Source organism: Paenibacillus sp. MMS18-CY102 (assembly GCF_009789195.1).
GTDB lineage: Bacteria > Bacillota > Bacilli > Paenibacillales > Paenibacillaceae > Paenibacillus_T.
In genome coordinates, this window is the sequence record NZ_WSTC01000014.1 from 116,448 (window position 1) to 130,411 (window position 13,964).

Consider the following 13,964-nt stretch of genomic DNA (forward strand, 5'->3'; position numbering starts at 1 on the left):
GGAATCGCCAAGGAGAGCAGTCGGCAGCAGCAAGACAGGCAGTAGAGCGGAATACCATTTCATCGGAACACCTCGCAGCACAGTTTGCCACTAGTATGCCGGTATAGGCGTGGGCATATCCGCCTGAATTGGAATGCCCTGCCCGATTTAGCTGCCCATTGTCGTCAAGCTGTAGACGATGAGAAAAAAGGCAAACAAAATGAAGACGATAGCAGAAAGCGCAAGCGGGCGGCGAAGGGAAGCGGGAATATTGTTCCGATTCATAAGAATTGCCACGCCTAACACGAATGCTGCAATGATGAAGATTAGCGTTGCCTTAGGATCCATGAACGATCTTATCCTCTCGTAGTGACTAGTATGCGGATGCTGTATCCGATATGTTCGCCATCAACTTGGAATATCCTTCCGCTGATGTTGGGCGAATAGCAGGAGGCTATACTTCGCGGAATGCCATCATAATGGCAGAATGTTCATCCTCGCGGCCAGCAAAGTCAGTTAGGCGGAAGCGGTTCTCAGCCCAATGGAGCATTTCGGGACGGCTAACGAATGTATGGCATTCCTCGCCCCATTGATCGGAAATCTCACGTACGATTAGCGTTTTGCCTTGGACCTCGACGGTGAGCATGTTGTATTTGTCGGTTTTGTAGATTTGATGCTTCTTAAACATGGGCTATGCCCCTCTCAAAGGTTTGCATTCATCATAGCCAAAGAATAGGGTGGAAATCAACCTTAACTAGTGGTAAGATTAGGTACCCGGAATCCACGCGGCGGCTTAATCGACCGGTGCCGGACGAGAAGAGAACTGTAAGTTGAGAAGGAGACGAGAAGAGATGAGCGAAAACAAGAAGGAAATCTATGAACAGGTTGGCGTTGCAGCCACTTGCCGAGGGTTTGAAGAATACAAGCGAATGTTTGTATTGCCTGATGAATTGGGCCAATCACGGATACTTGATATTGCAGGCGGCGCAGCTTCATTCACGGCCGATTGCCATGCGCAAGGGATAGACGCCATTGCGGTTGATCCTAGGTATGCATTAGGGCCAGAGCTGATGCTCGCGGACGGGAAGCAAGAGATTGAGACATCCACCGAGAAGCTGCGTGCATTATCCCATCGCTTCGACTGGACTTTTTACGGCAATATTGATCTTCATCGGGAAGGCCGGTTGCGTTCGTACGATAAGTTTGCAGCAGATTATGCGTTATCTACGGCGAATAGCCGTTATATAGCAGGTTCTCTCCCGGAGCTGCCTTTTGAAACCGGAACGTTCGATTTCGTGTTATGCAGCCATTTTTTATTTTTATATGCGGAACAATTCGATGCGAGTTTTCATGAGCGGGCAGTGCTTGAGATGATGAGGTTATGCCGTGCAGGCGGCCAAGTGCGCATATATCCACTTCTGTCGCTACGGTGGGAGCCGTATCCGCATATGGACAAGTTGCTGGAGGCTATCCGTCAAGCAGGCGGCCGCCCAAGATTTGAGCGGTCACAGCTGCCGTTTATGCCAGGTTCAGAGGACTTGCTGGCCATCGAAGTTTAATTGCAATTTTTGTAGGCCGCATGTATAATAAGTGTATTCGCCGTATACGGCGATAAGCTTAGGAGGTTGTTTACATGAAAGGCACAGTAAAATGGTTTAACGCAGAAAAAGGCTATGGCTTCATTCAAGTAGAGAACGGTGAAGACGTATTCGTACACTTCTCCGCAATCACAGGCGACGGCTTCAAAACACTTGAAGAAGGTCAAGCAGTAGAATTCGACATTACCGACGGTAACCGCGGTCCACAAGCAGCTAACGTCATTAAATTATAAGATTAAAGCTTATAATAGATGCCCTAGCACGACGAAGAGGCTCTCTGCTCAAGCAGAGGGCTTTTTTCTTGCCTATGGGTTCCTATATAGGAGAAAAAGCCGTCTATTCGCTGAACGTGTTAGGTTCAACGGATAGGCGGCTTTTTTCGTTTGGGCATGATTAATGCCCTTTATTCATGTGGATCGCCGCCCTGATAGATGCTTAGCAATGAAGCCCATGGCCGCAGCGCACGCTAATCCGGAGGCGATCAGGTAAAACGATTCACGGCCCATATGCCCGTACACATAGCCGCCGAACAGTCCGCTAATTGCGCCCGATATCCCGTTCCATACGACGGCGAATACCGCTTGGCCAGAGGAACGGAAATCATCAGGGATCAAATGGGAAATATACCGCAGCGATGTCGTAAAGAAAATGCCGAATGTTACGCTATGCATCAACTGCGTAATGACGACCATCCACGGCTCCGTCATCTCAGCGACAAGTAGCAGCCGAATGGCATAGAGGGCGCTTGCGATAAACAGGAGCGGCAGCTCTTTGAATTTGTGCCCATACTTGCCTAATAGGAAGAAAATCGGAATTTCGCTGCAAGCCGATAGCATCCAAGCTAGTCCAACTAAAGAGTCGCTTGCGCCCATGTGGCGAAGGGTAACAGCTAAGAAGCCTTCGTACATGCGATGGGCTGTCGATATGACGAGCAAGATGGCGAAGAAAGAGACGACCTCTGGCTTGCGCAGCAAATGAAAGAAGCCGGAGAAATCCATTTTTTTGGCAGCGCCCTGATAATCCCGAAGCAGATACGTTAGCGCTAGCGAAACCCCGATCGTACATAAGGCGAGCGGAATGGTGTAGCCAGAGCCGGCCTGCTTCAACAGTAAGCCGAACGCGTAGGCGGATAAGGCGAAGCCGAGCGACCCAAATATTCGAATATGTGCATAAGGCCTGCCGGTGTGGCTGCTAGATAACAGAATTAAGCTATCGCTGAGCGGATTAATTGGTGTTTGAAAAAAGTAAAAGCCGACCATAACCAGGCAAGTGAGCACAAACGTATCAATCGGAAATAGGAGCGACACCATGACAAGCTGGCCGAACAGCAGCACATGAAGCAGCTTTTTGATCGTTCGGTATTTGTCGCTGGCTATCCCCATAATTAAGTTCGCAACGATGGAGATAAGCGGACCTGTAGAGTAGATCACGCCAATCTGCTGCTCGGAAAACCCCTTATCTAGAAAATATAAAGGGAAATAGGAGACGGTGAGCGCTTGCGTAGCATAGGCGGCAAAGCTAAATGCACGCAGGGCGGTTGTTTCTTTCTGGGCGGTCGATAGCCCGGGCTTTACGGCTGCATGAGATGTAGGTTCCAAGATGTAGGTTCACTCCTTGATATAAAGGGTGGGCGGCGTCCTCCGCTCCGTGTATGTACCTCAGTATACCATGGCATTTCGGAACGAAGGGGAGTATTTTCGGAAACGGCCCAAGGCTGGATTTATAGACCGTAAAATGTTAAATTAGGAATGGAGGATTGCGAAGAATGGAGAAATATCAGTTCGTTTGGAATGACCGGCTGGGCATCTCGCTGCCGAACCTCGAACACGAATGGGACGAGTACTCGGACGCCGAGCGTCTTCGCATCGTCGAGCAGTGGGAGATGATTAGGGGAACAATCCCTGATCGGATAATGGCCCTGGAGCAGCTCATCCGCGTACAGCAGGCACGGCTATACGATGAGGATGATTTTGAGACCAGTTGTTTGCTGAACTTTGATATTGCAGAGCTCGCAAGCCGGATTAACGATTTACATATTTGGTACCGCATCAATCAAGAGATTGAACCGCGGCGTCATTCCTGACGGATCGGACACAAAGGAGGCGCCTAGCTCGACATGAGTGCAACGAAAAGGCGCTTGATGCCAACCGGGGCGCTACGGATGATGTATCGCGTATACAAATTCGTGCTGCCTGAGGTGCGCAGTGAGCTTGCGCTCTGGCGGCAGCGTGCAGCAAGCATCCCAGATCCAGAGCTGCGCACACAAGCGCTCGCGAGCCTTGCAACCAAGCAGTTTCACTGCGAGGGCGGAGCGGTGTATGCCGCCGCCATTCCGGCATATCGGCATGTTTTGATACCGCTCATTGTAGCGCTGCAGACGATTAGCGATTACTTGGACAACCTGTGTGATCGAAGCACATCGCAGGAGGCGGACGATTTTCGGCTGCTTCATCAGTCGATGCTTGATGCGATCGATCCTTGCGCAACTGCTCGGGATTATTATGAGCATCGAGTGGAACGGGATGATGGAGGATACTTGCAGCAGCTGGTGCTAGTTTGCCAACAGGCTATCAAGCAGTTGCCTTCCTATTCTTGCGTCCAGCCTTACGTTACGGAGCTCGTTAGTCTTTATTGTGATCTTCAAGTTTATAAGCATATCCGAATTGAGCAGCGAGGGCCTGAGCTCTTAGCATGGCGCGAACGCTTCGGCGATCTGGCGCCTCATTTGCAATGGAACGAGTTCGCGGCCGCCACGGGATCAACGCTCGGCATGTTCATGCTGTTCGTTGCGGCAGCAGAGAACGGCTTGGCTCCCGATGAAGCGAAGCGGGTTCGGGACAGTTATTTCCCGCATGTATGCGGGTTGCATATTATGCTTGATTATTTGATTGATCAAGAAGAAGACCTGGCAGGCGGAGACTTGAACTTCTGCAACTATTATGCGGATCAAGAGACGCTCGTAAGCAGGATTGGATTCATAGCCGATCATGCTCGTAAAGATGTGCGCCGGCTGCCGGACAGTAAGTTCCATCGTTTGGTTATTGAAGGGCTATTAGCGTTGTATTTGTCCGATCCGAAGGTTAGAAGCCAGCGTGACGTCAAGCGAGTAGCGAGGCGCCTTATGCGCCGCAGCCCGTTGTCACGATTGTTTTTTTATTGGAACAGCATCTGGATAAGAGCAAGGCAAGCATAAGACATCGATAGGGGGATACGAATATGTCAGCAGTGAAATCGATCGCCGTCCTTACAAGCGGAGGTGACTCGCAAGGAATGAATGCAGCGGTTCGTGCGGTGGTGCGGAGCGCTATATTCCATGGCATTGAAGTGTACGGGGTGCAGCGTGGATATCAAGGTTTGTTGAACAATGATTTGCGCCAAATGGACCTTCGCAGCGTAGGCGACATCATTCAGCGCGGAGGAACGATCTTGCAGACGGCACGCTGTAAAGAGTTTATGACGGCTGAAGGGCAGCAGCGTGGCGCAGAGATTCTTCGTGAGCGCGGCATTGATGGGTTGGTCGTCATCGGCGGTGACGGTTCCTATCAAGGAGCTAACAAGCTAAGCAAGCTTGGCATCAAAACGATGGGGTTGCCTGGCACGATTGATAATGACATTCCATTCACCGACTTCACGATCGGATTCGATACGGCTGTTAGCATCGTCGTTGATGCGATCAACAAGCTGCGCGATACGATGACTTCCCATGAGCGTTCATCGATTGTTGAAGTAATGGGACGCCATTGCGGCGATATCGCATTGTATGCTGGACTTGCAAGTGGCGCGGAGACGATTCTCGTGCCTGAGGTTCCATTTGACCTTAACGAAGTATCGAACCGGATGGCTGATAACTTCCGCCATGGCAAACGACACAGTATTATCGTCGTAGCTGAAGGTGCAGCGCGAGGCGATGATATTGCAGCAGCGATTACGCAAAATAACGGCATCGAGCCGCGTGTTACTGTACTTGGGCATATTCAACGCGGCGGCGCGCCAACGCACAATGACCGCATTTTGGCGAGCCGACTGGGCGATTTTGCCGTACGCAAGCTAATGGAAGGCGACTCCGGCAAATCCTGTGGCATCATCAAAGGCGAACTGGTTGTTACGGATATCGATACCGTCGTAAATACGAAAAAATCGTTTAATATGGACATGTACGAGCTGGCGCTTCGCCTTTCACAATAAGACCCACGTTGGGGGCAGCAGCCAATTTAATAAGCCTTATGTAAGGCAGCTATGTTTCGGGGAACTTCCCAAAACGGCTGCCTGGCATAAGGCTTTCGTTATGTTGTAGCTATTCATGCGGATTGCGCTTAAAGCTTCTGGAGAGCTTCGAGAATCTCCTCTGTCGGACGATTGCCCTTCTCGGCGAACGCAATTCGCCCATCTTGGCCAATAATGAACACAACGCGCTGTTGTGCAAAGAGCCCAATTAATTTGCCAACGCCGAATGATTTGCGGATCGCGCCACCTGCATCAACGATGAGCGGAAAATCGTAGCCTTGTCTCTCAGCGAATTGCTGATGATGTTCCAAGGAAGAGGGGTTAACACCCATGACAAGCGCATTGAACCGGGCGTACAACGAACGGGAATCACGAACGGCGCATAGTTGCTTTGTGCAGCCTGGCGTCTCGTCCATGGGATAGAAAATGAGTACAATAGGCTGTTTGCCTATGTAATCGCTAAGCTTGATGACTCCTTGCGTGCTATTGGCTTCGAATAGCGGAGCCGTCGATCCAACCGATAACATGGCCATGACCTCCACTGAAATTATATTTTATACTATTATATTGTATACTATCTATAAGAAAAAGACAAATGATGTTTTCCAGCAAAAAGCCCCCTGACGAAAGCGCGGCCGGATTGGCCGGACTGCCGTCAGGGGGCTTTATAATTTGTAATGATACAAGTGAATAATAGCGGTTAGAACGTTTCGCAGCAGATTTAGAAATTAGTGTCTTCTGTATACTTGTTGCCCGCGTTCCAGAGCAAGTATTCCTCAATATTCGTATCTTTCAACGCCTTAATTTGGGCTTCGACCTCAGCTTTGCCATACTTCTTGTAGTGGCCTTTGCCCAGCCAACTTGCGGTAAAGTCTTGAATCCACGGGCGAATGACTGGTTTGTATACGTCGCCTAGTGGCTCAAGCTTCTTATGCGTATCGACCATCGCGCCTTTAATGGTTGCATACGGGTTAAGGTCCGGCTCTTTCACATCGAACCAGCCTGTGCTGTAATGGCTCGGGTAAACCATCGGGCTAATAACGTCGACTTGCTTAGATATTTTTACAAAGTCTTGTCCGATGCCTTCAGCTGCTGGTACGGATGCCGCGTAGCCGAAAATATCGACCGATACTCGAACGCCAAGTGGCTCTAGCTGTTCACGGGCGTATTTGACGAAGTCGGCGATGACGTCAACACGTTTTTCATTGGTTTTGTCGAATTTGAGGTTGGCTTCTTTTTTCTCAAAACCTTCTGGGAAGCGCACATAGTCGAATTGAATTTCTTTAAATCCGAGCTTTGCAGCTTCTTTGGCGATTTTAACATTGTAATCCCATACCTCATGGCGATAAGGGTTCACGAAGCTGTCGCCCTTGCCGTTCTTCCAGATCGACCCGTCCGCATTGCGATACGACAGCTCAGGATGCTTATTAGCAAGCACGGTATCCTTAAACACGACGACACGAGCGATCGGGTAAATCTTATGGTCCTGCATTTGTTTCACTGTTGCGTTAATGTCCTTAATGTACCGTTGTGGCGTGCCAAGCTTCTGCAGCTCTGCATTATCCGTTTTGTACGTAATGTACCCATAGTCATCTTTGATATCGATAACCATGCTGTTCAACTCCGTACGGTCCAGCAGATTAAGCAGCTTCGCCATTCGTTCGCCGCCTGCGCTATGCGAAGTCACGTAAATCCCCTTAACTTTAGGCGCATCTTTCTGAGGGTCCTTCTTTACGAACACATTGGATGGCTGTTCTTCGGTTGTCCCGCTGCCTGATGATGAGGTGGAGCCTTGCCCTGCATCTGGTTGCACGATTGCTGTGAGCAGCTTGTGGGCGGAGGTGCTGTCGTCTCCTGCTCCGGTTAGAAGATTGTAAAATACTAGTAATGTGGTCAGCAAGATATCCATATGTGTTCTCTCCCCGTCTGTAATCATTAATGATTATAAAACAGATTTGCGAAGAGAAATAGACGTCTTAAGATCGATTTTTGATGAAAATTGATGAGAATTAGAGGCAAGACTGGAAGCGTATACAAACATAGCCCTGCTAATAAGAAAATAGCCTGCCGCCCTTCACGGGCAACAGGCTGTTTAGAAGCAATAGAAGCTTGTTAACAATCGATATAATAAACAATCTGTTAATGCAGGCTTGCTTCGCGTTGTTGTTCGCAAATGCTAAGCTGAACGATTTCCATCGCATCTTCCGGTTCCAGTACTCCAAGTCCGTCCCGCAGCACGATGTTCAAGTGCCGTTCACGTTCCGTAAGGAATGGTTCGAGTTCAGGCGCCAGTTTTTCCACAATCCTCGACAATTTGACTGTTTCCATATCCATCATGCATCACCCTCTCATTAGTCATGTTCAGGGCAAACCATCTGGCTAGAAACTAGGAACTACGGGATAGCCTTATTATAGCAGGGGGAATTGCAAATGAATAGCGGCTTCCATGAAAATCCATTCTTGCCCGGATTACGGGAGCGGCTTGTGAAATTCGCCAATTACGCCAACGGTTTCGACAATATTGACAAATGCTTTTGGATCGAGAGTCAATATTGTTTTTCGAAGCTCAGCTAGCTCATATCGGGTCGTAACGGTCATTAGCATGTCCTGTTCATGCGAGGTGAACGCGCCGCGCGTTCGAATGACGGTAATTCCCCGTTTGTTTTCCAACAATTTGCAAAGCATTTTGTCCGTTTCTCTCGTTACAATAAAGGCGGTTACTTTTACATAACGAATATGAATGATGTCGACGACTTTACCGGCTGTAAAGATCGACAAGAGCGAGTAAAGCGCGATATCGGGATCACGCGTGAACAGGACAAGGGCAGCGATGACAACGCCATTCAATAAAAAGATAAACATGCCGACAGGGACATCCCGCTTGCGGGAAATGATTGAGGCAATGATGTCGAAGCCGCCAGAAGACCCGCCATGGCGCAGGGCCAATCCACTGCCGAACCCAATCATCAACCCGCCAAAAACGGATGCCAACAAAATATCGTTTGCCATCTGGCGGACAGGGATTAACTGCAGGGCGAGCGTCGTTACGGCAACGGAAACAATGCTAAGGAGGACAAATCGTTTCCCAAGCGATATCCAGCCCCAGATCAAGACGGGAATGTTAAGTGCTAAGTAAAGCCAACTGATCGTGCCTCCAGTAATGTAGCCGATCATCATCGAAATGCCGGCGACGCCGCCACTGAGCAGTTGATGGGGGATGAGCAGCATATTAAAACCGACTGCGACCAGAATGGCCCCTGCCAGTGTGAACAAAATCGTGTTTGCTTGCCGCGCAGCTTTGCGTGCATAGAATGCCATCGAAAATCCGGCCTCCGTTCGTTGAAAGATTGTGTCGGATGAAGTAGAGAAACAGGATAATGGGTCGCCTTTATCGAATAGTCTCAAATGGAAGAACATGGAGGTGGCTTGGCCAGATGCTGTTCAACTCGTATCCGTTCATCTTTATTTATTTGCCAATTACGGTCATCATCTATTTCACGCTAACTCGGCAGCGATGGCTGCTGGCAGCCAAATGCTGGCTTGCCTTTGCATCACTCTTTTTCTACGGTTGGTGGGATTATCGTTATATACCGCTTATTGTCGCATCGATTGGGTTTAACTATTCAATGGGGCGTATCCTCGGGGCGCGTTCAGCACAAAACGATAGGTCCCGATTGCAAGGGAATAAGCGAAGATGGATGCTCATTGCGGGAATAAGCGCGAACTTGTTGCTGCTCGGCTACTACAAATATGCCAATTTTTTCTTGGACAACTTGTCGGCAGTTACAGGCAAGCAGTTGCCGATGCTCCATCTCATCCTTCCACTAGGGATCAGCTTCTTCACCTTCACGCAGATCGCTTATTTAGTGGACGTTTATAGGGAGAAGGCGCGAGAAGCGAATTTGGTGCAATATACGTTATTTGTCACGTTTTTCCCCCATCTGATCGCAGGGCCTATTCTTCACCATAGCGAAATGATGCCGCAATTCGATCGCTTGCGCAGCAAGCTATGGGATTGGCGTAACGCTGCAGCGGGGCTGTATTTGTTTACATTAGGCTTAATCAAAAAAGTTGTAATCGCTGACACGCTAGCGCCATACGCCAATGATGGCTTCGCACATGCCTACCTGTTTCTTGAAAGCTGGGTAGCATCGCTGTCGTACACGCTCCAGCTATATTTTGATTTTAGCGGCTATACCGATATGGCAATTGGGTTAGCTTTGTTGTTCAATATTCGGCTTCCCCAGAACTTTAATTCACCTTATAAAGCGCATAATATCCAAGATTTTTGGCGTCGCTGGCATATGACGTTGAGCCGGTTTTTGCGTGACTATATTTATATCCCGCTGGGCGGCAATCGTAAAGGCGAATCGCGAATGCTCGCGAACTTAATGATTACTTTCCTGTTAGGCGGATTGTGGCATGGCGCGGGCTGGACGTTTCTAATGTGGGGTTTTCTGCATGGTGCAGGGCAAATCGTTCATCGGCTTTGGTCCCGCTATGGCTTTACACTGCCTCGTTGGGTGGCTTGGCTCATCACATTCCAGTTCATTAACCTCACATGGGTGTTCTTCCGGGCGCATTCTTGGGATGAAGCATTCCGCATCATTAGAGGGATGGCGGGCGTTGCTGGCATATCGTTTGCAGGCATGGAGGCGATCGGCCCGGCAATCATCTGGATTGCGTTGCTTCTGCCCGTTGTTCTATTCATGCGCAATACGATAGAGCTCGAGCGAGTGATGAAGCCTACCTGGCGCACAGCCGCCACGATCGGTTTTTTGTTCGTATTTTCCCTGTTGTATTTCAATCGGATATCGACATTCCTTTACTTTAATTTCTAAATCATTGATTGGACTTCCTAGGAGGTGTATCGGCCTTGCCTACCAACATGCCTGCACCTCAGCCATCCCGCTCGACGGCTGGGGATCATAGGGCGCGTGCCCGGCTTCGCCGGCATCCGGCGAGGAAAACCGCCAAGCGAATGGTGGTTGCTGCTGGCGCATTTGCAATCGCATTCTCAGTTCTTGCTGTATTCCTTTCATGGGTAATCGATCCGTTGCAGCTTTACCATAAATCGTGGTATTCGCCCGTGTACTCTTCGGAGGAGCGTTACCAGAACGCAGGGCTTGCCCGCCACTATGAGTACGATACGATCATATTAGGAACCTCTATGACCGAAAATTTTCTTCCTTCCGTTGTTGGCCGAGCGTTAGGTGGCAACGCGATGAAGCTGTCGCTGCGCGGATCAACGGTCCCAGAGCAATATGAAACGGCTAATCTGGCGTTATCGACGGGACAGGTGAAAACGGTGCTGTGGGGCATCGATTATTTTGCGCTGCGGGCGGGAAAGAACGAGCTAGGTGATGAATTTCCGTCCTATATGTACGATAGCGCTTACTGGAATGATTATAAATACTGGTTCAGCATTACGCCGTACGAGAAGCTGGGGCACGGGATTATGAAGCTGGCGGTCAAAGGCGAAGGGGGAGACCTGGAGCGATTAAACAATTGGAGCCGCTGGGTGAAATTTGGCCGTAAAGAGGTGTTGGCAGATTACCGGAAGGCGCGGCAGCAAGAAGCCTATTATGGGACGAATGAAGATCCGTTGGTTGATGTACAATGGGCTTTCGACAAGTACGTGCTGTCGGTAGTGAAGTCCCATCCGAACGTACAGTTCCGTTTATATTACCCGCCGTATTCGATATTGCGGCATGCCGTTTGGCATGAGAACAATCCAGTCAGATATGGGAACCAAATGGTGATGCGAAAGTGGATGTTCGAGCAGTTAAGCAAGCTGCCGAATGCTGCAGTTTACGATTTTCAAGGCGAAAGCCGTTGGACGTTTGATTTGGACCAGTACAAGGATTTATCGCATCATCGCGAAGAAGTGAATACGGCCATTGCCGAGGCGATCGGACGAAATGATTCCGCTTATCGTGTAACAGACCAGAATATTGATAAGTTAAACGAGAAGTTGGAACAGCAGGTCAGCACCTATGTGATTATGGACGATGGGAAGGTGCTTGCAATTCCTGTAAAGGTGAATGGGACCCAGGTGCCATTCACGGCGAGATCCGCTGCAAACGGCGATATGCTCGTACCTGCTAAAGAAGCAAGTGCGGCATTGAAAGCTGTTCTAGTATGGGACGCTAACTCGAAGGTGATGACGGTTGCCAAAGGCAAAAACGTTTTGAAAATGGCGATAGGAAAATCTTATGTTGAACGTAATGGACGAAAAATGGAAGCGCAATCACAGATAAAGTTGATCGATAATCGGCTGCAAATTCCGCTAATTTTTGTCTCTGAGCAGCTTGGGTTTCAAGTAGAGCAACCCGCCGTAGAGCCCGCCATTACGCCAATTTTGATAAACGATTGATCGTTTTGGCAAATTAGAAAGCGGCAGGCGCAAATCCTTCCACTCTTCGCTTACTGGTATTCGCCGTTCAAGATGTGCTATAATGAATTGGATATTTTTAAGTAGGCTGAAGATAGAAGGAGTATGAAGAAGTTTGAAAACATTTGCTGAATTCGGGCTGGAGCCGAAAGTGCTTCAGGCCATTACGGAGCTTGGATTTGAGGAAGCAACCCCAATCCAATCCAAATCGATTCCTATTGCGTTGACGGGCAGCGACCTTATTGGCCAAGCGCAAACAGGTACAGGTAAGACCGCTGCGTTTGGTATTCCACTTATTAACAAAATCCCGGTGAGTGAAGAGCGGATTGTTGCGCTTATTATGACGCCGACACGCGAACTTGCCATTCAGGTAGCTGATGAAATCGGGAAATTGACGCGTTACAAAGGTCTTCGTTCGTTGCCAATCTACGGAGGTCAAGAAATTGGCCGCCAGATTCGCGCGTTGAAAAAACACCCACAGATCATTATCGGTACGCCTGGTCGTTTGCTCGACCATATTAACCGTAAAACGATCAAGCTGGCTGATGTTCAGACGGTAATTCTGGACGAAGCAGACGAAATGCTGGACATGGGCTTCATGGAAGATATTACATCGATTCTTAGCATGGTGCCTGCTGAGCGCCAGACGATGCTGTTCTCGGCTACAATGCCTCCAAACATTCAACGTCTTGCCCAAACGTTCCTCAACAATCCGGAACATGTTTCGGTTATTCCTAAGCAAGTCAGCGCTCCGCTGATCGATCAAGCGTATATCGAAGTGCACGAGCGCCAGAAGTTCGAAGCGCTTAGCCGTTTGATCGATATGGAATCGCCAGAACTTGCGATCATCTTCGGCCGTACGAAGCGCCGGGTTGATGAGCTGAGTGAAGCGCTCCAAAAACGTGGCTATTCTGCAGACGGCCTGCATGGCGACCTGTCGCAGAACCAGCGTGATAACGTAATGCGTAAGTTCCGTGACGGCAGCATTGACGTTCTCGTAGCTACGGACGTAGCAGCGCGCGGCTTGGACGTTTCGGGCGTAACGCACGTAATCAACTTTGACTTGCCGCAAGATCCAGAGAGCTACGTTCACCGCATCGGCCGTACGGGCCGTGCAGGCAAAGAAGGTACGGCTTGGTCGTTCGTAACGCCTCGCGAGACGGATCACCTGCACTTCATCGAAAAGGTTACCCGCCACAAAATTACGCGCAAACCGCTTCCTAGCATTGCAGAAGCAATCGAAGGAAAACAACGCGTAACGGCAGAACGCCTGATCGATATCGTGCAAAACGAAGGCAATCAGGAATACAAAGGCATCGCGATCCATTTGCTGGAGCAATACGATTCGGTTAATCTTCTTGCAGCAGCAATCAAGCTTCTGACTGGCGAGAAGAAAGACGTTAATATTGAATTGACGCCAGAGGATCCGATTCGTGCGAAGAAACGCCGTCCTGACGTACGCACAAGCGGACGTCGTTACACTGGCTCTTCGTATGGTGGCGGGCGCAGCAACGGCAGCAGCGGTGGCGGTGGATACCGCGGCGGCAGCGGCAGTGGCAGCAGTAATCGCGGCGAAGGCAATCGCGGTGGATATGGCAGCGGACGTGGCGGTTATAGCAATAACCGTGGCGAAGGCTACAAAGGCCGTAGCAACAGCGAGAACCGTTCGAGCGAAAACCGTTCGAGTGAAGGACGCTCGGATCGTGGCGGCGATTCCCGCCGCAAATATTCGTCGTCGGAAGACTTCGTAAACAAATAAGTGTCTCTAA

15 protein-coding genes are annotated in these 13,964 nt (G+C 49.6%); 8 read left to right on the top strand and 7 right to left on the bottom strand.

The features are described 5' to 3' along the window. Positions 1–147 precede the first annotated feature (147 nt). Positions 148–327, bottom strand: coding sequence for a hypothetical protein (locus GON22_RS12390; RefSeq protein WP_160396411.1), 180 nt, complete (start codon positions 325–327; stop codon positions 148–150). 106 nt (positions 328–433) lie between these two features. Continuing rightward, positions 434–667 carry a hypothetical protein gene (locus GON22_RS12395; protein WP_160396412.1) on the bottom strand — a complete coding sequence of 78 codons (234 nt, stop codon included), beginning with the start codon at positions 665–667 and terminating at the stop codon, positions 434–436. Positions 668–830: 163 nt separating this feature from the next. Between GON22_RS12395 and GON22_RS12400 the strand changes: the two genes are divergently transcribed. Beyond that, positions 831–1,538, top strand: a complete 708-nt coding sequence (locus GON22_RS12400) for a class I SAM-dependent methyltransferase (RefSeq protein ID WP_160396413.1) — start codon at positions 831–833, stop codon at positions 1,536–1,538. Between the two features lie 74 nt (positions 1,539–1,612). After that, entirely contained in the window at positions 1,613–1,810 is a 198-nt protein-coding gene (locus GON22_RS12405) for a cold shock domain-containing protein (RefSeq protein ID WP_160396414.1), read from the top strand. A gap of 174 nt (positions 1,811–1,984) precedes the next feature. On the opposite strand, the gene GON22_RS12410 is transcribed toward GON22_RS12405, so the two are convergent. Continuing rightward, complete coding sequence (locus GON22_RS12410) at positions 1,985–3,175, bottom strand: MFS transporter (RefSeq protein WP_160396415.1); 1,191 nt, start codon at positions 3,173–3,175, stop codon at positions 1,985–1,987. Positions 3,176–3,342: 167 nt separating this feature from the next. Here GON22_RS12410 and GON22_RS12415 point away from each other — a divergent pair, with 167 nt between their 5' ends. The 3 genes from GON22_RS12415 to pfkA are packed head-to-tail and all read left to right on the top strand — an operon-like array spanning position 3,343 to position 5,762. Then, complete coding sequence (locus tag GON22_RS12415) at positions 3,343–3,660, top strand: hypothetical protein (protein WP_160396416.1); 318 nt, start codon at positions 3,343–3,345, stop codon at positions 3,658–3,660. Positions 3,661–3,693: 33 nt separating this feature from the next. Next, positions 3,694–4,770 carry a tetraprenyl-beta-curcumene synthase family protein gene (locus tag GON22_RS12420; RefSeq protein ID WP_237179132.1) on the top strand — a complete coding sequence of 359 codons (1,077 nt, stop codon included), beginning with the start codon at positions 3,694–3,696 and terminating at the stop codon, positions 4,768–4,770. 23 nt (positions 4,771–4,793) lie between these two features. Next, on the top strand, positions 4,794–5,762 hold the full coding sequence (gene pfkA / locus GON22_RS12425) for a 6-phosphofructokinase (protein WP_160396417.1): 969 nt from the start codon (positions 4,794–4,796) through the stop codon (positions 5,760–5,762). 128 nt (positions 5,763–5,890) lie between these two features. On the opposite strand, the gene GON22_RS12430 is transcribed toward pfkA, so the two are convergent. From GON22_RS12430 to GON22_RS12445, 4 genes are all read right to left on the bottom strand, one after another. Then, entirely contained in the window at positions 5,891–6,328 is a 438-nt protein-coding gene (locus GON22_RS12430) for a peroxiredoxin (RefSeq protein ID WP_160396418.1), read from the bottom strand. 194 nt (positions 6,329–6,522) lie between these two features. Then, on the bottom strand, positions 6,523–7,710 hold the full coding sequence (locus GON22_RS12435; protein WP_202113208.1) for a putative glycoside hydrolase: 1,188 nt from the start codon (positions 7,708–7,710) through the stop codon (positions 6,523–6,525). 230 nt (positions 7,711–7,940) lie between these two features. After that, positions 7,941–8,135 (bottom strand): hypothetical protein, encoded by a 195-nt coding sequence (locus tag GON22_RS12440; protein ID WP_040711211.1) that lies wholly within the window; start codon positions 8,133–8,135, stop codon positions 7,941–7,943. A 135-nt stretch (positions 8,136–8,270) separates the two neighbouring features. After that, a complete protein-coding gene (locus tag GON22_RS12445) occupies positions 8,271–9,119 on the bottom strand; it encodes a YitT family protein (RefSeq protein WP_160396419.1) in 849 nt (282 codons plus the stop codon). Positions 9,120–9,235: 116 nt separating this feature from the next. Here GON22_RS12445 and GON22_RS12450 point away from each other — a divergent pair, with 116 nt between their 5' ends. From GON22_RS12450 to GON22_RS12460, 3 genes are all read left to right on the top strand, one after another. Then, positions 9,236–10,642 (top strand): MBOAT family O-acyltransferase, encoded by a 1,407-nt coding sequence (locus GON22_RS12450; protein WP_160396420.1) that lies wholly within the window; start codon positions 9,236–9,238, stop codon positions 10,640–10,642. A 35-nt stretch (positions 10,643–10,677) separates the two neighbouring features. Continuing rightward, positions 10,678–12,177, top strand: a complete 1,500-nt coding sequence (locus GON22_RS12455; RefSeq protein ID WP_160396421.1) for a copper amine oxidase N-terminal domain-containing protein — start codon at positions 10,678–10,680, stop codon at positions 12,175–12,177. A gap of 133 nt (positions 12,178–12,310) precedes the next feature. Then, positions 12,311–13,954: a DEAD/DEAH box helicase gene (locus GON22_RS12460; protein ID WP_160396422.1), complete on the top strand. Its 1,644-nt coding sequence runs from the start codon at positions 12,311–12,313 to the stop codon at positions 13,952–13,954. Positions 13,955–13,964: the final 10 nt, after the last annotated feature.